Source organism: Oceanicaulis sp. UBA6590, assembly GCF_002433705.1.
In the GTDB taxonomy this organism is placed as follows: domain Bacteria; phylum Pseudomonadota; class Alphaproteobacteria; order Caulobacterales; family Maricaulaceae; genus Oceanicaulis.
The window spans coordinates 112,569-130,002 of record NZ_DJIQ01000041.1; the positions used below are offsets into that span (position 1 = coordinate 112,569).

General features: G+C 63.5%; 17 protein-coding genes and 1 tRNA gene. 13 read left to right on the plus strand and 5 right to left on the minus strand.

Annotation, left to right across the window (positions count from 1 at the left end; all coding sequences use genetic code 11):
- A partial coding sequence (locus B2Z70_RS09210) for a biotin/lipoyl-containing protein (protein WP_292982678.1) occupies window positions 1–1,148 on the plus strand: 1,148 nt, incomplete at its 5' end.
- An 80-nt stretch (window positions 1,149–1,228) separates the two neighbouring features.
- On the opposite strand, the gene B2Z70_RS09215 is transcribed toward B2Z70_RS09210, so the two are convergent.
- The gene (locus B2Z70_RS09215; protein ID WP_009800625.1) at window positions 1,229–1,684 is read right to left on the minus strand and encodes a TM2 domain-containing protein; all 456 of its coding nucleotides are present in this window, start codon (window positions 1,682–1,684) and stop codon (window positions 1,229–1,231) included.
- A 221-nt stretch (window positions 1,685–1,905) separates the two neighbouring features.
- Between B2Z70_RS09215 and B2Z70_RS09220 the strand changes: the two genes are divergently transcribed.
- From B2Z70_RS09220 to B2Z70_RS09230, 3 genes are all read left to right on the plus strand, one after another.
- Window positions 1,906–2,466, plus strand: coding sequence for a DUF805 domain-containing protein (locus tag B2Z70_RS09220; RefSeq protein WP_009800626.1), 561 nt, complete (start codon window positions 1,906–1,908; stop codon window positions 2,464–2,466).
- Between the two features lie 113 nt (window positions 2,467–2,579).
- Entirely contained in the window at window positions 2,580–3,155 is a 576-nt protein-coding gene (locus B2Z70_RS09225; protein WP_009800627.1) for a DUF805 domain-containing protein, read from the plus strand.
- A gap of 89 nt (window positions 3,156–3,244) precedes the next feature.
- Window positions 3,245–3,760, plus strand: coding sequence for a hypothetical protein (locus B2Z70_RS09230; RefSeq protein WP_009800628.1), 516 nt, complete (start codon window positions 3,245–3,247; stop codon window positions 3,758–3,760).
- Here B2Z70_RS09230 and lipB read toward each other — a convergent pair.
- The gene (gene lipB / locus B2Z70_RS09235) at window positions 3,757–4,434 is read right to left on the minus strand and encodes a lipoyl(octanoyl) transferase LipB (RefSeq protein WP_009800629.1); all 678 of its coding nucleotides are present in this window, start codon (window positions 4,432–4,434) and stop codon (window positions 3,757–3,759) included. The two genes, B2Z70_RS09230 and lipB, sit on opposite strands and share 4 nt — an antisense overlap.
- Before the next feature lie 103 nt (window positions 4,435–4,537).
- Here lipB and B2Z70_RS09240 point away from each other — a divergent pair, with 103 nt between their 5' ends.
- The 8 genes from B2Z70_RS09240 (at window position 4,538) to B2Z70_RS09275 (ending at window position 12,115) form a co-directional block, all read left to right on the plus strand.
- Complete coding sequence (locus B2Z70_RS09240; RefSeq protein WP_028284815.1) at window positions 4,538–4,783, plus strand: FliM/FliN family flagellar motor switch protein; 246 nt, start codon at window positions 4,538–4,540, stop codon at window positions 4,781–4,783.
- A gap of 61 nt (window positions 4,784–4,844) precedes the next feature.
- A tRNA-Leu gene (locus B2Z70_RS09245) sits at window positions 4,845–4,931 on the plus strand.
- 162 nt (window positions 4,932–5,093) lie between these two features.
- Window positions 5,094–6,482 carry a magnesium transporter gene (gene mgtE / locus B2Z70_RS09250; protein ID WP_009800631.1) on the plus strand — a complete coding sequence of 463 codons (1,389 nt, stop codon included), beginning with the start codon at window positions 5,094–5,096 and terminating at the stop codon, window positions 6,480–6,482.
- 47 nt (window positions 6,483–6,529) lie between these two features.
- A complete protein-coding gene (locus B2Z70_RS09255) occupies window positions 6,530–7,513 on the plus strand; it encodes a Kelch repeat-containing protein (protein ID WP_292982684.1) in 984 nt (327 codons plus the stop codon).
- A gap of 68 nt (window positions 7,514–7,581) precedes the next feature.
- Window positions 7,582–9,372, plus strand: coding sequence for a glycoside hydrolase family protein (locus B2Z70_RS09260; RefSeq protein ID WP_292982686.1), 1,791 nt, complete (start codon window positions 7,582–7,584; stop codon window positions 9,370–9,372).
- Window positions 9,373–9,442: 70 nt separating this feature from the next.
- The gene (locus B2Z70_RS09265) at window positions 9,443–10,615 is read left to right on the plus strand and encodes an isovaleryl-CoA dehydrogenase (protein ID WP_292982688.1); all 1,173 of its coding nucleotides are present in this window, start codon (window positions 9,443–9,445) and stop codon (window positions 10,613–10,615) included.
- A 218-nt stretch (window positions 10,616–10,833) separates the two neighbouring features.
- Window positions 10,834–11,577: a flavodoxin family protein gene (locus tag B2Z70_RS09270; RefSeq protein ID WP_292982690.1), complete on the plus strand. Its 744-nt coding sequence runs from the start codon at window positions 10,834–10,836 to the stop codon at window positions 11,575–11,577.
- A gap of 55 nt (window positions 11,578–11,632) precedes the next feature.
- On the plus strand, window positions 11,633–12,115 hold the full coding sequence (locus B2Z70_RS09275; protein ID WP_292982692.1) for a lysozyme inhibitor LprI family protein: 483 nt from the start codon (window positions 11,633–11,635) through the stop codon (window positions 12,113–12,115).
- Window positions 12,116–12,156: 41 nt separating this feature from the next.
- Here B2Z70_RS09275 and B2Z70_RS09280 read toward each other — a convergent pair whose 3' ends face one another.
- From B2Z70_RS09280 to B2Z70_RS09290, 3 genes are all read right to left on the minus strand, one after another.
- Complete coding sequence (locus B2Z70_RS09280) at window positions 12,157–12,984, minus strand: aldo/keto reductase (RefSeq protein ID WP_292982694.1); 828 nt, start codon at window positions 12,982–12,984, stop codon at window positions 12,157–12,159.
- A gap of 97 nt (window positions 12,985–13,081) precedes the next feature.
- Window positions 13,082–14,806: a patatin-like phospholipase family protein gene (locus B2Z70_RS09285; RefSeq protein WP_009800638.1), complete on the minus strand. Its 1,725-nt coding sequence runs from the start codon at window positions 14,804–14,806 to the stop codon at window positions 13,082–13,084.
- 30 nt (window positions 14,807–14,836) lie between these two features.
- The gene (locus B2Z70_RS09290; RefSeq protein WP_009800639.1) at window positions 14,837–15,676 is read right to left on the minus strand and encodes an enoyl-CoA hydratase-related protein; all 840 of its coding nucleotides are present in this window, start codon (window positions 15,674–15,676) and stop codon (window positions 14,837–14,839) included.
- A gap of 133 nt (window positions 15,677–15,809) precedes the next feature.
- Here B2Z70_RS09290 and B2Z70_RS09295 point away from each other — a divergent pair, with 133 nt between their 5' ends.
- The gene (locus B2Z70_RS09295) at window positions 15,810–17,417 is read left to right on the plus strand and encodes a carboxyl transferase domain-containing protein (RefSeq protein ID WP_292982697.1); all 1,608 of its coding nucleotides are present in this window, start codon (window positions 15,810–15,812) and stop codon (window positions 17,415–17,417) included.
- Window positions 17,418–17,434 lie beyond the last annotated feature (17 nt).

The window sequence follows — 17,434 nt, forward strand, 5'->3', positions numbered from 1 at the left end:
TGGAGCACCCGGTCACCGAGCTGACCCACGAGATCGATCTTGTGGAGCAGATGATCCGCGTGGCCTCTGGCCAGAAGCTGGGCTTCAAGCAGAAAGACATGACGATCAAGGGCTGGGCGGTCGAAGCGCGCCTTTATGCCGAAGACCCGTATCGCGGCTTCCTCCCTTCCATTGGCCGTCTGAAGCATTATTCAGAGCCGCTGGAAGGCCCGATCGGCAATGGCGCGCTGCGTATTGATTCCGGCGTCCGCGAAGGCGACGAGATCTCGATGTTCTATGACCCGATGATCGCCAAGGTCATCGGTTATGGCGACAGTCGTGAAGCAGCGATCGACGCCCTGTCAGAAACGCTGGACCGTCTGCATGTGGATGGCCTTCAGTCGAATGCGCCCTTCCTGTCCGCCGTGCTGGACGAGACGGACTTCAAGGCGGGCCGCATCCATACCGGCTATATCGAGGAACACTTCCCCGAGGGCTTCAGCGGAACGGCGCCGACGGAATTCCAGCTCAAGATCATGGCCGCAGCGGCGGCCTTCATGCACACCGTCTTCGTTGAGCGCGCAGCGCGGATCACTGACCGCATCACGCCTCTGCCCGAGGAGGGCCTCGCCCATGAATGGGTGGTGATCCTCAATGATCAGCGTTTCCCGGTTGAAATGCGCATCCCGGAAGGGGCAATGGACCTGGATGAAGCAGGTGCGGAAATCTGGGCGCCGGGCCTGATTGCCGAGCCTGTGGTGCTGACCACCAGCTGGAAGCCGGGCGAGCACATGTTCGAAGGCACGCTGGACGGTCAGGATTTCTCGCTCTTCGTGGCCGACCGTACCGAGGGCTACAAGCTGCGTCATCGCGGTTACAAGGCGGACGCTCTGGTCTGCACGCCGCGCATCGCCGAGCTGCATGCGCGCCTGCCGGAAAAAGAGCCCGTCGACACCGCCAAGCTGATCGCCAGCCCGATGCCGGGCCTTGTGGTTTCTGTCGCCGTGAAAGCGGGCCAGGAGGTCAAGGCAGGCGAGGCGCTGATGGTCGTTGAAGCGATGAAGATGGAAAACGTCCTGCGCGCCGAGCTCGATGGCGTGATCAAGTCGGTCAATTGCGAAGCGGGCGCATCGGTCGCCGCTGACGAGCTTCTCATCGAGTTCGAATAGGCGTCACGGATAAACTGACACAAAAAAGGCTGCGCTCGTTCGAGCGCAGCCTTTTTCTTTGGCCGTGAAGGCGCGGGTTTCTAGAACCAGCCTTTTTTCTGGACCTCATAGGTCTCGGTGAAGGCGTCATCATCCTTGGTGAGGTAGATGATGCCTTCGATCAGCGCGATCAGGCCGATGATGAGGGTCGGGATGCCGAACAGGATCCAGCCGAACAGCCAGACCACCAGCATGATGATGCCGGGACCGGCCATGCCGAGATAGAATTTGTGGATGCCGAGGCCGCCAAGGAAGATAGCCAGCAGGCCCGCCACGATCTTGTTCTTCTGACCGGTGGCCGCCGGAACGGAGAGGGGGAAGATGTTGATGGCTTCGCCGCCCGCTTCCGCCACTTCGAAATCGACTTCGGCGCCGATCTTGATCTTCGTCACGTCGCCGCGGAACTCTGTCCCCTTGAAGGTGTAGCGAACGCCGTCATTGCCGCTGATCAGACCGGAGCCGGAGGCGGGATTGTATTCGAGAATTGCGCCTTTCATGGCCTGTCCCTTCAAATTTGTGCACCGCTGCAAGCAATTGCGCGCATGGCGGGAATCGTAAACCCGGCCCAGAAAACCCCGGCTGAAGCCTGAAAGCAAGGCCTCGAACGGAGACGGACTGAAGCGGCGCCGGGACAGGCGTGACCTCAGCTTACCCAGACTTCATTTGACCTTGAGGGCGGCTGGCGGGCAGGGTGAGAGACCATTTCAAGGAGTCTTGAATGAATCTGGGTCATATCCTTTTCAGCCCCCACGGGCGCATCAGCCAGAATGAATACTGGCTGGGCATGCTGATCGTGGTGCTGGCCAACCTGTTCCTGACTCCCTTGCCCTTCATTGGCGGGCTGGTCTTTCTGGGCCTGATCTATGTGGGGGCCGTCATTCCCGCCAAGCGCCTTCATGACGCGGACAAGACGGGCTGGATCCATCTCATTCCCTGGGCGATCTCCCTGTCCCTGCTCGGATTTGGCGTTGTCGCCGCTGGCGGCGCGGCGCTCGCCCCGTTTCTGGATGTCGTCGGCAGGCCTGGCGGATGGGAAATGCTGGAATCGGGCGATCTGTCGCCACAGGCCACGGCGCAACTGGTCAGCGGCGGGGTGCTTGCGGCAGGCGGATTGCTGCTGTTCTGGTCGCTCTCGGCCCTGACCTGGCTGGTCTACACCATCTGGGTGGGCGTTCTGGCGTCTGATCCGGACGACAATGGCTATGGTCCGGCGCCCCGTCAGGCGCAGTACGCCCGCGCGGCGGCCCGTTCGGCCGGAGCTCCGCCCGCAGAAGGCTGATCCTTTTGTCCTCCCGGCATTGCTCCTGACTTCGGTTTCGGGAAGGATGGGCATGCACCTGGTCAGCCGCCCGGATGACCGCAAGCCGCTCACAGTGAATTTAAGGGGACCCCATGAGCCTTGTAGCCTCCATGATGTCAGCCAATGGCCGAATGGCGCCGGCGGACTTCCAGAAAGCCGGTCTGATCCTGATTGCGATCTCCTTCGTGCTGGCGCTGACTCCGCTTGTCCTGCCCGTGGTCCTGGCCAGTCTGCTCACGATCATCGTGGGACTGGCGCTGATCTATCCCTGGGCCTGCATATGGTCCAAGCGGCTTCACGACGCCGGGCGCTCAGGCTGGATGTTCCTGGTCGTACTCGTAATCTGGATCGTGCTGGGCCTGATCGTGAATCAGATTGTCGCCACGATCTTTGGCGGGGAAGCCGCGCGGATGATGGTCGCCGCCATGGAAACCGGAAATCCTGACGCCATGATGCAGGCCAGCAAGGCCGCAACCCAGGCGACGGCGCTGCCCTCCGCCGTGCTGAACGCGATTGTCGGGTTCGGCGTGATCTTTGCGGGCAATGCGATCCTCAAGCAGGATCCACAGGAAAACCGCTATGGTCCGGTTCCGGGCGCCGAAGGCGCGCCGGAAGCCATGCCGGCGGAGTCTCCGGTGGAGACGCCTGACGACACGAACCAGAACTGATCTGACCGGCCCTCAAGCGCAGGGCAGGCTTGCCATGAACGCGCGCTCCGTATCATACCGGAGCGCGCGTTTGTCTATGAGGAGCCGGCGTGACCCAGCCCAGCATTGATCTCAAGACGGCTTTCATGCCGGTCTATCGCTCCACCGAGGACGAATTCTGGATCGGGCTGGGCGTGATCGCGGCGCTGGATGCGCTCAGGATCAGCTTCTCTCCGGCGGCGGGTCTGCTGTCCTGGCTCTTGATCGCTTTCTTCGTCAGCACGGTGTTCATCAATCGCTATCGCGCGCTTGGGAAGCCGTCGATCCTGTCGCTCGGCGTCCTGGGCGGCGCGACGCTGGTGAAGATCATCACGGGGCTGTTCGCCATGGCGGTGCGGGCTTATCCGCAGTTCGTGACGTTCCTGGAAAGCCAGGGCGTGAACATGAACGATCCCGCAGCCGTGCAGGCGGCGGCCTCTGACCCGGTCATCCAGCAGGCGTATCAGACTCGTCTGAGTTCCGATCCGGAATTCGCCATGGCGATCCTGCACGCCGGCGCCTGGCCGTCTGTCTGGGGGTTCTGGCTGGTTCTGGCGGCGGTCGGGTACTGGACCGCCCGGCGCTAGACCGGCGGGGCTTCGCGACGGGTCTCGCCAAACACGCCTTCAAACGCGCGTTTGAGGGCCAGATCGGCGTCCTCCATCGTGACCGGCAATCCCAGATCCACAAGGCTGGTCACGCCATAACGCGGATCGGAGATGCCGCACGGCGTGATGCCGCCAAAGTGCGACAGGTCCGGCTCCACATTCAGCGCGATGCCATGAAACGACACCCAGCGGCGCAGGCGGATGCCGATGGCGGCGATCTTGTCCTCGCGTTCGGGACCCCCGGGCTGAGTGCGGTCGACCCACACGCCGACCCGGCCACAGCGCCGCTCGCCCGTCACGTTGAAGGCGTCGAGCGTGTCGATGATCCATTGTTCGAGGTCGCGCACGAATTTGCGCGCATCCCGGCCTCGTTCGCGCAGATCGAGCATGACATAGGCCACGCGCTGACCGGGGCCGTGATAGGTGTATTCGCCGCCGCGCCCGGTCGCGTGGACGGGAAAACGGTCAGGGTCCTGCAGGTCTTCGGGCTTGGCGCTGGTGCCGGCCGTGTAGAGCGGATCATGCTCCAGGAGCCAGATCAGCTCTCCGGCTTCCCCACGGGCGATGGCTTCGGCGCGCGCTTCCATGGCCGCCACGGCGTCGGGGTAGGGGACGCGGCTTTCTGACACCGCCCAGCCGATCGTGTCGGTCATGTTTTGCACGCCTTTAACTGTCGAGAAACCGGTGCGGAACATCGTGAGCCTGACCGCGTATGGCAAGGGCCATGCGCCAGACAGCAACAGTGATGCACACTCCATGAGCCAACTCGGCGCCGTTCAGGTTGAAATTTCCGTCCTTCTGGGCCGGTCCAAGCTGCCGATTCACCAGTTCCTCCGCATGGGCCGGGGCGCGGTGATTCCGCTGGACGCCGCCGAGCATGACGAGGTGTGGATTCTGGCCAACAACCATCCCATCGCGCGCGGCGAGATCATTATCCAGGGGGATCGCGTGGCGGTCTCCATCACGGACGCGGCGGACGTTCACGACTATTTTGCTGCATAACGCCCGCACATGGGGGCTTCACAAGCGGGTCGGGGGTTGGTACATGCCCGCTTCCCAATTCGCGGCCGTGGCGGAATTGGTAGACGCGCAGCGTTGAGGTCGCTGTGGGGTAACTCCCGTGGAAGTTCGAGTCTTCTCGGCCGCACCATAATTCTCGCTTTCTGCAAGCGATGACAGACAAGCCTGACGCCCCGCGTCAGGCTTTTTTGTTTTTTCGCCCCAACAGCATTCGCCGTCTCGATTTCGTCGTGACGCGCGCCTATCGTGTCGTCTGCACCCTGACTCCCCCTTCTGACAGACGCGAGGCGCCATGACGCAACCGGTTGAAGAGCTGCACCGTGATGATGTGACGACCGGCATGGACCTGCCTGAGGGCGTGCTGGTGGAGCTGATCGGCGCGATCGCCGATGGTGACGCCGTCCTCGTCCGGCAGCTTCTTGAACCCTTGCACCCCGCCGATATCGCCGACCTGATCGAACAACTGAGCTGGGATCAGCAGCGCCATCTGGCCGAGCTTGATTCGGCGGTCTTCAGCGGCGAGGTCATCGCCGAGATCGGCTATGACACCCGGGCAGGCATTTTCGAGCTGCTTGAGCCTGCCCAGATCGTTGAAGCGCTGGACGAGCTTGATTCCGACGACAAGACCATGGTTGTCGAGGAGCTTGAGCCGGACGTGCGGGAAGCGGTGCTGGCGGCGGTATCTGCGGAAGATCGCGAGCATCTGGAAGCCTCGCTGTCCTTCGAGGAAGAGACTGCCGGTCGTCTCATGCAGCGCGAATTCGTGGCGGCGCCGTCCTTCTGGACTGTGGGGCACACGATCGACCATATGCGGCTTGCGGGCGAGTCGCTGCCGGACCTGTTCTTCGAGGTGTTCATCGTGGATGAGGGCTTCCGCCCCATTGGCGCGGTGCCGGTGAGCCGTCTGATGCGATCCCAACGCCAGACCCCGCTCTCGGAACTGATGGAGTCGGCGAAAATCACCATTCGACCAGAGGATGATCAGGAAGACGCCGCCTATCTGTTCGAGAAATACCACCTGATCTCGGCGCCGGTCGTGGATGATTCCGGCCGGCTCAAGGGCATGCTGACCGTCGACGACATCGTTGATGTCATCCAGGAAGAGAACAAGGAAGACCTTCTGGCGCTGGCGGGTGTGAACGAGGCGGGCCTGGCCGACACCGTCTGGGAATCGGTCAAGTCGCGCGCGCCCTGGCTTCTGGTCAATCTGGGCACGGCCGTGCTCGCCTCTCTGGTGATCGCGCTCTTTGATCAGGCCATCGCCCAACTGGTGGCGCTCGCCGTGCTCATGCCGATCGTCGCCTCCATGGGCGGAAACGCCGGTACGCAATCGCTGGCGGTGGCGGTGCGGGCGCTCGCAACACGGGACCTGACCGGAGCGAACTCGTTACGGTTTGTCTGGCGTGAAGCGGCGGCGGGCCTGGTGAACGGCCTGATCTTCGCGGTGGTTATGGGCGTCATCGCCGCCGTCTGGTTCCAGGAACCTGACCTTGGTTATGTGATCGCCATCGCCATGGTCATCAATCTCGCCATTGCGGGGCTGGCGGGTGTTCTGGTGCCGCTTGGCCTGAAGCATTTCGGCGCCGACCCCGCCGTGGCTTCGTCGGTTTTCGTGACGACCGTGACCGATGTTGTGGGATTTGTCGTGTTTTTGGGCCTGGGCGCCCTTGTTCTGCTTTAATCAGTCGCAACCTATTAGTCGGTTGAGACCCCGAGGGAGGCCCTGACATGAAACAGACCGCTCTGGCGATTGTCGTCGCATTGGCGGGGCTTTCGCCTCTCGCCGCACAGGAGCCTGTGTCCGAAAGCCCGATCTTTGACAGCGGCCTGCGTCTGTCGGGGCCCTGGAGCATTGGCCCGCGCCTGGACCAGGCCCGCGCAGGCCTGTCCGCCACAGTGCTCGACGGGCGGGTCTACGCCGCCGGCGGCGCGGGGCTCGCCAATCCGCGCGACGCCCTGGAAGTCTATGACCCCGAAACCCGCGCCTGGCGCGTGCTCAAGCCCATGCCTGTCGGTCTTGAGCGGTTCGGCATGGCTGTGCTGGACGGCAGGATCTGGGTGGCAGGCGGATATTCCTCCGAGGGTGGCGCCGAACCGATCGACAGCGTCTGGTCATATGATCCGCTAACGGACGCCTGGAGCGGGGAGAGCGCCTTGCCCGGTCCCAAGGCCAGCCTGTCTCTCGTGGCCCTGAATGGTCAGCTCTACGCCCTTGGCGGAGAGGATGGCGCACCGGGGCTCTTCGTCTATGACGCCGCGACCCAGACCTGGAATGCGGCCGAGGCGCCGGCGGACATCAACCGGCGGGGCGCAGCGGCCGTCACGCTGGGCGATGAGATCTGGCTGATCGGCGGGGCGCGCAACGGGCAGGCTTCTGCCCGGGTCGACGTTTACCACACCGTGTCCCAAAGCTGGCGCCGCGCTCCGGATCTTCCCGAGCCGCGCGCCGGACATGCCGCCGCGGTCCTTGATGGAAACATCCATGTTTTCGGCGGACGCAGCGCAGACATGCGCCGTACGCTCGCCTCCCATGTCGTGCTGGACGGTGACGCCGAGGTCTGGCGGAGCCTCCCGGATATGCCTGCGGCGCGTACGGAATCAGGCGTGGCGAGCGTTGACGGGACGATTTGGTTAATCGGCGGCGGCTCGGGCGCAGGCTTCTTTGCGCCCTTTACGGCCTTGGACGCGGTGGACATTTTCTCGCCGTCATAGTGCTGACGGTCCTGAGTTTGCATCGCGGTTCTTAACGTAAGACCCAACCGTTTCGAAACGGGACAGCGATGACACCGCGTTTGAAATCCACCCGCGCCGCGCGCGACCTGATCAAGGCTCACGAGCCCTTCCTGGCGACTGCCGAACGGCGTGGCAAACGCTGGGTAGTCGGCTATGGCCATACCGCCGCCGCCAAGGAAGGCGTGACGCTCAAGCCTGAAGATGCGGATCTTCTGCTGATCTATGACGTGATGCGGGCGGAGCAGACGCTGGATGCGAGCGTGGGGGCCGAAATGGCGGCGCCCATGCGCGATGCGCTGGTGTCGTTTGCGCTGTCGGTCGGTCTGCGCGCCTTCAAGGTGTCGGATGTGGCCCGGCTGGCCCGTGATGGCCGTCATCGTGAAGCCGCGGCGGCGATCGACACCTGGGTGCGCGCCGAACAGGACGGGCGCCTCGTGGTGTCTGACCGGCTTGTCGCGCGTCGGGCCGCGGAGAAGGCGCTCTATCTGAGCGCCCTGAAAGACAGCGCCGCCGTCATTGACGCGCCGACTGATTCAGAAGCCCGGACGGATGCCGAGCCGGCAGACATCCAGACCCCTCCATCGCAAGCCTCAGACGAGCAGGACGGCGAGACCGCGCCTGTGACGGATCTGACCACTCAGCCCTCCGACGCGGATGCGACGGATGAAGAGGCCGAGAACACAGACATAGCCACCACGGACGATGAGTCTCTGATCGAGCTCGACATCGCCTTCGAGCTGCCCGAGGAGACGCGCGAACCGATGCCCGTCGAGGCCGTCTCAGTGGCCGAGATCGAACCCGATGCGGAACGTGTTGAAGCCGCCGACACGGCCGCCGACGCTGCCCCTTCCGATCCGATCGAGGCGGCGGCCGAGGACGCGTCCGAGCCTGAAGCGGAGCCTGAAATCTCCGAGCCTCCAGTGCTTGTCGAAGCGGAACCGGAAACAGAAACCCAGACCGAAGACGTCAAGGCGGCTCAGGACGCCGCCATCGCCCAGGTGATGGCGCGTATGGCCAAGCAGGTCTCCGCCAGCATTTCGACCGCGCCTTCTGCCCAGGCGGATGAGCCGGTGCAGCTGGGGTACAGCTTCCTGTCCACCGCCCATGTTGGCCTGACCGCTCCGTCTTCGGAAAAGCCGGCGGACCAGGAGCCTGCGCCGCAGGTCCGCCCCAATGCTGCCTCTTCCAGTCTGTTCAGCGCGCCTTCAGTGCCGCTCAGCCCGTTGCAGAACGCGCTTCAGGTCTCGACCATCAAGGTGACCCCGATTGCACCGGCCTCCCTGCCGCAGGCTGCATCCGAGGATGTCACAACGTCCGAGCGGGCCGCCGGGCTGTCGGACCGGGAAGACGCGATTTCAGTGGACGTGCCTTCCGATGTTGAGGATGCGGCGCCTGAGCTGACCCAGGACGCGAAAAGCTCGGGACTGCAGGTGTTTTCCGCGCCGCCGCACCCGGCGCTGGCGCCAGCCTCCGCTCCGGGCCTGTCGGGGGATATCGAAGGCCCCGATCATCCCGACAAGGATGTGGATGATGGCCATCCGGACCTACACGAGGATATTGAAGTGCTGGATCCGGCTGTGGTTTCGGGCGCCGAGGCGTCTGCCCTGGCCGAGCCCGAGCCGGCTCAGCGCCGCGGCGGCGACGTCATGTTCATTTCCTCGCTTGCCCTGGGCGGCGTGATGATCGGTCTGGGCGGCTGGGATATTGCGGCGAACATGGACGCCTATATGGAGCTGGGCCTGGCATATTCGCCGCTCGGTCCGACCGTCTTCGGCGCAGGCGTGCTGCTGAGCGCAGCTTCGGCCTGGTTCATCATTGGTCGCCGCAACGAAAAGTAGCGGGCGGGGCCGTTTTTGGCGAGATTTGTGCGAACTTGACGCGCCCGCCGCGCGTGGTATCTCGCGGTCTATGATTTCGAACCAGTATCCCTCGCTCGAGTTCCCGCTCGGCGACACCGCGGACATGCTGCGCGATACCGTGCAGTCGTTCGCGTCCGATCATATCGCTCCGCGCGCCTCCGAGATCGACGCGAAGGACGAGTTCCCTGCAGATCTCTGGACCAAGATGGGTGAACTGGGCCTTCTGGGCCTGACCGTCGAGGAAGAGTATGGCGGATCCGGCCTTGGCTATGTGGAACACTGCATCGCCATGGAAGAGATCTCCCGCGCCAGCGCCTCGGTGGGCCTCAGCTATGGCGCGCACTCCAATCTGTGCGTCAACCAGATCCGCCTGAACGGGTCTGAGGAGCAGAAGCGCAAATACCTGCCCAAGCTGATTTCCGGCGAGCATGTGGGCGCGCTGGCCATGTCGGAGCCGGGCGCCGGCTCCGACGTCGTCTCCATGCGTCTGAAAGCCGTGAAGAAGGGCGATCACTACGTCCTCAATGGCAACAAGATGTGGATCACCAATGGTCCGAGCGCGGACACGCTGGTCGTCTACGCCAAGACCGATCCCGAAGCCGGCTCCAAGGGCATCACCGCCTTCCTGATCGAGAAGGGGATGAAGGGCTTCTCCATCGCCCAGAAGCTCGACAAGCTCGGCATGCGCGGCTCTGAAACGGGCGAGCTGGTCTTTGAAGGCTGCGAAGTGCCTGAAGAGAACGTGCTCGGCCAGGTCGGCGGCGGCGTTCGCGTGCTGATGAGCGGGCTCGACTATGAGCGCGCCGTTCTGGCCTCGGGCCCTGTCGGCATCATGCAGGCCTGTATGGATGTGGTCATGCCCTACGTGCATGAGCGCAAGCAGTTCGGCCAGCCGATCGGCGAGTTCCAGCTGATCCAGGGCAAGATCGCCGACATGTACACCCGCATGAACGCGTCCCGCGCCTATGTCTACGCGGTGGCGCAGGCCTGTGATGCGGGCAAGACCACGCGTCAGGATGCGGCGGGCGTGATCCTGTTCGCCGCCGAGGCCGCCACCCAGTGTGCGCTCGACGCCATCCAGATCCTGGGCGGCAACGGCTATATCAACGAATATCCGACGGGCCGCCTGTTGCGCGACGCCAAGCTCTACGAGATCGGCGCCGGCACCAGCGAGGTGCGTCGCATGCTGATCGGGCGCGAGCTGTTCAACGCGACGCGATAGTCGCGCTCTGATCCTGTACTCAGCGGCCCGTCTGAATATTCAGGCGGGCCGTTTGCGTGAAGAGAGGGCGCAGACCTTTCAGGACGTGGCGGCGCACTTTCATGCAACGAAACAAGCGGCGAGGCGTTGTTTGACTGTCGAAGTAAACGACGCTCCCCGTAATCCTTTTGAGCCCGCGCTTCGGCGCGGGCTTTTTTCTTTGTTTTGAGAGAGACCTGATGGCTGACACGCACAGCGCTCCGCCCGCCCGCTATGACGATCTGAAGGCGCTTTTCATCAACTGCACGCTCAAGCGCTCGCCCGAACCCTCGCACACCGATGATCTGATGCATGTGTGCCGCACCATCATGAAGGCGCAGGGTGTCAGCATTGAGAGCGTGCGCCTTGTGGATCACCAGATCGCCTTTGGCGTCCAGCCGGACATGACCGAGCAAGGCTGGGACCGCGATGACTGGCCCAGGATCTGGGAGAAGGTGAAGGCGGCGGACATTCTGGTGATCGGCACGCCGCTCTGGCTGGGCGAGGAAAGCTCGGTCGCGCGCGTTCTGATCGAGCGGCTCTATTCCCAGTCCGGACAGCGCCAGGACAATGGCCAATTTGTCTATTACGGCAAGACGGGCGGCTGCGTGATCACCGGCAATGAGGACGGGGTCAAGCACACCGCCATGACGCTGCAATACGCGCTCTCCCATATCGGCTATGCCATTCCGCCCCAGGCGGATGCGGGCTGGATCGGCGAGATCGGTCCAGGTCCGAGCTATGGCGATGAGGGCGAGGATGGAACGCCCGCAGGCCGCCAGAACGCCTTCACCCAGCGAAACGCGACAATCCTGAGCTGGAACCTGATGCATACGGCGCGTCTGTTGAAGGATGCGGGCGGTTTCCCGGCCTATGGCAATCAGGATGATGAGACGATGAGCCATCAGGCCCTCGGCCATCCTTTCTGGTCGCCTGGGGGCTGAAAATCGCCTTAGTCTCCCTTCAGGGTGAGAAAGCGTCGCGTTGAAGGGGGATGCCATGCTGTTTGAGATTCTGGTTTTGTCGCTGAGCCTGAGCGCCCAGAAAGCGCCACAGGCCGAGACACAGTCTCCGACCGCGATTGACGAGACGCGTCTTGAAGCGTGTCTGGCTGAAGCTCAGCAGGCTGAAAGCTGTATCGGCGTCGTGTCCAATGCGTGTCAGGAAGATCCGGGCGGCTACACCACCTATGGCATGATGGAGTGCGCGCATCGCGAGACGGAGCTCTGGGATCAGCGGCTGAATGCGGCTTATTTTGCCTTGCGCGACCGCCTTCAGGCGCGCGAACAGCTCCAGCGTCGCGAGCGTCTGCTGGACGCCCAGCGCGCCTGGCTGGCGTTTCGGGAGGCGGAATGCTCCCAGCAGAGCCTCGCCTATGAGGGCGGCACCCTGATGGGCGTCATCGCCAATTCCTGTTTCAATGATTTTACGGCCCGGCGGGCGCTGGATCTCGAAGCGCAGCTGGCCGAACTGGATATGTAAGAAAAACCCCGCGCCATTGGCGCGGGGTTTTTCTTGCGGGTCTACTTGTCCCAGTCGGGCGCCCAGTCGGGGTCGATCAATCGGCCGTCCGGGCTGCGCAGTGAGTTGATCCGGCCCGTTTCCTCTTGGCTGAGTTTCAGGTCCGCAATCTCGAAGTTCGATTTGATGTGCTTGTCGCTCGAGCTGCGCGGAATGGCGATCACGCTGTCCTGATCTATCAGCCAGCGCAGCACGATCTGGGCCGGCGAGACATTGTGGGCCTTCGCAATCTCGGTGATGACCGCGTCGTCAAACACCTTGCCCTGGGCGATGGGCGAATAGGCGGTCATCGCCATGCCGGCGGCGCGGCAAGCGGTCAGCACGGCGTTCTGATCGAGATAGGGGTGGTATTCCACCTGATTGGCGACGAGCGGCGCGCCGGAATGCGCGCGCGCCTCATCCAGCAGGTCGACGGTGAAGTTGGACACGCCGATATGCCTGACCTGGCCGGCTTCCTTCACCTCGTTCATCGCCTTCATGGTTTCGGCGATCGGCACTTCGGGCACAGGCCAGTGCAAGAGCAGGAGATCGACATAATCGGTCTTGAGCTTGTCCAAGCTCTCTTTCACCGAAGCTTGAAGGTCGCCGTCGCGGAACTTGTCTCGCCAGACCTTGGTAGTCAGGAAGAAGTCCTCGCGCTTTACGCCGGACTGTTTCCAGCCATCGCCTACAGCGGCTTCATTGCCATAGATCTGGGCGGTGTCGATATGGCGGTAGCCGGTCTTGAGAGCCGTCGCCACGCCGCGCGCCGCATCCTCGTCTTCCAGCTGCCAGGTGCCAAACCCCAGCTTGGGAATGTCGGCGCCATTGGCTTGGGTTCGCTCGGTCATTGCGCGCTCCTTGGTTGCTTGTCTTCAGGACCTAGGCAACAGGAACGCGGATGGAAGGCGATGGGTTTCATCGCAGCGCAGCATTCCTGCACGCGGATCAACCGAAGCGACGGGCCAAGGCGTTGGGCATCTCCTGCATCATGCGCTTGGCGCTCTTGTATCCGGCCTCGACCGCTTCATCGAACCGCTTCCACTCGCGCATGTCGAGTTCCAGCTCGGGCAGGACCAGGATGTCTGCAGCTCGCCGGGTGAGGGCATGTTGCTCCAGCGTGCCTGCTGTCGCCGCCCGCATCAGAAGCGAGGCGATCGGCGGCGGATCGGACAGGCCATGGCGCGCCACCCAGCCGGTGAAACTGGGCACATCACGGAAATCGTCCGGGTTGATGGCGTTATTGCGCGTGACGTCACAGCCGACATTGACGCCGCGATGGTAGGCCTTGAGTTCCTGGATCGGGAAATTGTTGAACACCGCCCCGTCCACCAGCACGTCGTCGCCATCCACGATGGGCGGCAACAGGCCCGGAATGGCGATGGAGGCGCGCAGGGCCCGCGACAGTACGCCGGTGCGGTGAATGCGGGTGGCGCCGCTGCTCAGGCTCGAGGACACGCAGAAGAAGGGACGGGGCAGTTCGGAAATGTCGATCTCGCCAAAATGCTCTTTCAGGCGCCGGTCCACCCGCTTGCCCTTGGTCAGGCTGACTACAGGCATGACCCAGTCGCTCAGGGGATTTGAGTCCACGAAAGCGCGGCGCATCCGGTCCTCAAGCTCGTCCATGTCCCAGCCCATGGCCGCGCCAGCGGCGATGATGCCGCCCATTGAGGCGCCGCCATAGAAATCGAACTCGACGCCCGCTTCCTTGAAGGCGCGGATGGCGCCCACATGGGCGTAGGCGCGCGAGCCGCCGCCAGAGAGCACCAGCCCGACAGACTTTCCGCACATGGTTCGCGCCATATGGCGCACATCGCTGGCGTTCTGCTGGCGCCAGTGAAAGCAGCGCGCGGCATCCGCCGCCGCGATCCATTCAGACGGGTTCGCGGCTTTGCGCACCCCCTCATTGTGGACCATCACCATGTCGATCAGCTTGAGCTTGGCGGCGGGGCTCGGGTCTTCAGGCATGAGCGGGATGGAGGGACGGGCATCGGCCCGCGCCATCATCCAGATCCGGTCGGCGCGCGCCATGGCGCGCCGCGCCCAGTTGGAATTGCCGAGCCGGGCCTGAAGAATGACGATGTCATACTCGGCCTCGAACTTGTCCAGACGCGGCCCGGGCCAGTCCGCGCATTCCTCGCCGCAGGAAATGGAGGAGACGCCCATCTCCTCAAGCGCGTCGCGCAATTGCTGGCTGCGATATTCGAGATCGATCGTCGGCGAGGTGGAGATCAGCGCAAAGACCCGCGGTTCGGACCGGCGATAGGATTCCCCGGCCCGGATCCGCGACAGCATCATCTTGCTCAGCTCGCGCATCAGCGAGGCGTGCTTGTTGGTGAGTTTGTCGAACGCCGCCTTGGGCAACTTCACCAGCTCGGAATCGCGCAAGGCGTAGACGCTGGCCGAATGGGGTCGGTCCTCCACGAGCGCCATCTCGCCAATGGGTTCGCCAGCGCGGATGTGACCGACCAGCTCGGGGCGGGCGTCGGCGCCGCGCCTGAAGGCGGCGAGGGCGCCGGATCGCACCAGATAGAAGGAATCCGCAATCTCGCCCTCTTCAAAGAGGGTCTGACCCGCCGGCAGACAGAACCATTCCACCTCCGCCTCAACGGCGCGGAGCGCGGCTTTTTCAACCCGGTTGAAAAACGGCAGAATGCTCAGTCCCAGGTTCATGACCTGTCCTTTGTGCGCAACGCCTCGCTCCTAGGATTGTCCCATGCGTTTGACCGGGGTCAATGTCTTGAACTCACCCCCGCGTTTTTCAGCGCGCGCCGTGATCGCCTCCATGATGTCTTCTGGGCTCCACAGCGAGGCCTGGAGCGTCATGGCGTGTTCCAGACTGTCAGCGATCGTGTGGTCGCGCGCATAGAGGAAGGAGCGCTTGATGCCCGAAATGGTCAAGGGCGCCTTGCTGGCGATGGCGTGCGCGATCCGGTCCACATGCGCTTTGAGGGTCTCCGCATCCGGCAGGACGGCATTGTAGAGGCCCAGGCGCTCGGCGCGCTCCGCGCTCAGATTCTCGCCGGTATAGGCCAGCTCGCGTGCTATGCCTTCGGGAATGAGACCCGGCAGGCGTTGTAGCGTGCCCACATCGGCGAACATGCCGATATTGGTTTCCTCGATCCGCAGCCAGGCGTCATCCGTCCCGTAGCGCATATCAGCTGCGCAGATCATGTCGACGCCGCCGCCCACGCACGGCCCCTGGATGGCGGCGATGACGGGAAAGCGGGCCTTCTCGAAAGCGGTGAAGCTGTCCTGGAGTGCGGTGGCCGCGGTCATGAAAGCTTCGCGCATCGAGGCGGAGTCCGTCTTGAGCGCGTTGGGGTCGGTAAAGACCGAGATGTCCATACCGGCGGTGTAGACCGGCCCTTCTGCGTCGAGAATCAGCACGCGAGTCTCGCCGGCGTCCGACAGGGCGCTCACCGCCTTGGGCAGTTCGGCCCAGAATGCGGGGGTCATTGTGTTGCGCTTGTCAGGCCGGTTCAGGGTGATCCGGGCGATCGGGCCGTCCTGGCTGACCTTGAAGCTCGTGTATTCCGTCATGATTTCTCCTCCGTTGGGCTCACCTTCCGATGGGTCCGGACAAACGGCAAGGGGCGCCGCAGCCATTGCGCGGGCTGTCCTGAACAGGCTAAGCAGCGCATCAGTCTCGATTTACCAGACGGATTTTCGCGCCATGACCGAACTTCACACCCAGCTCGATACGTCCTCGGACAGCTTCAAGGCCAATGCCGAGGCGATGGCCAAGCTGGTCGCCGAGTTGCGGGAGAAGACCGCCCAGGCCGCTCTGGGCGGAAACGAGCGCGCCCGTGAGAAACATCTCAAGCGCGGCAAGCTCCTGTCTCGCGACCGGGTCCAGCGCCTGCTCGATCCGGGTTCGCCCTTTCTGGAGCTGAGCGCGCTGGCTGCGAACGACATGTATGAGGGCGATGTCCACGGCGCGGGCATGATCACCGGCATTGGCCGGGTGTCGGGCCGCGAATGCGTGATCGTGTGCAATGACGCCACGGTGAAGGGCGGCACCTATTACCCGATGACGGTGAAGAAGCACCTGCGCGCTCAGGAAGTGGCGCGCGAGAATCGCCTGCCCTGCATCTATCTCGTGGATTCAGGAGGCGCGAACCTGCCGCACCAGGCCGAAGTGTTTCCGGACAAGGAGCATTTTGGTCGCATCTTCTTCAATCAGGCCAATCTGTCGTCTGAAGGCATCCCGCAGATCGCTGTGGTGATGGGCAGCTGCACCGCAGGCGGCGCCTATGTGCCGGCCATGTCCGATGAAACCGTGATCGTGCGCAAGCAGGGCACCATTTTCCTGGGCGGCCCGCCGCTGGTGAAGGCCGCGACCGGCGAAGTGATCTCGGCGGAGGATCTCGGCGGCGCGGATGTGCACGCGCGCGAATCCGGCGTGGTGGATCATTACGCCGCGGATGATGATCACGCGCTGCAGATCGCGCGCCGGATCGTGGCGGGTCTCAACACCGTCAAACCCAAACAGGTTTTCCTCGAAGAGCCGCGCGAACCGCGTCTTGATCCCAGGGAGCTGGGCGGCGTGATCCCCGTTGATACGCGACAGCCCTTTGACGTGCGCGAGGTTATCGCGCGTCTGGTGGACGGTTCTGAATTTGACGAGTTCAAGAAGCTCTATGGCGAGACGCTGGTGACCGGCTTCGCCCGACTGCACGGCATGCCTGTGGGCATCATCGCCAATAACGGCGTGCTGTTCTCGGAAAGCGCCCTCAAAGGTGCGCACTTCATCGAGCTGTGCTGCCAGCGCAAGATCCCGCTGCTGTTCTTGCAGAACATTACCGGCTTCATGGTGGGCTCGAAATACGAGGCGGGCGGCATCGCCAAGGACGGCGCCAAGCTCGTCACGGCGGTGTCCACCGCCAAGGTGCCCAAGATCACTGTGGTGATCGGGGGCTCCTATGGCGCAGGGAATTACGGCATGTGCGGCCGTGCTTTCAGCCCGCGCTTCCTGTTCATGTGGCCGAACGCGCGCATCTCGGTGATGGGCGGCGAACAGGCCGCCAGCGTGCTCGCCACCGTCAAGCGCGACGGCATGGAAGCGCGCGGTGAAGAATGGAGCGCTGAGGCCGAAGAAGCCTTTAAACAGCCCATCCGCGAGAAATACGAGGAAGAGGGTTCGCCCTATTACTCCACCGCCCGCATCTGGGATGATGGCGTCATTGCGCCAGAAGACACCCGCCGCGCGGTAGGCCTGGCGCTGTCCGCGGCTCTGAACGCCCCCATCGAGGACACCAAGTTCGGCGTCTTCCGGATGTAGGACTGATCCGGCTGGCC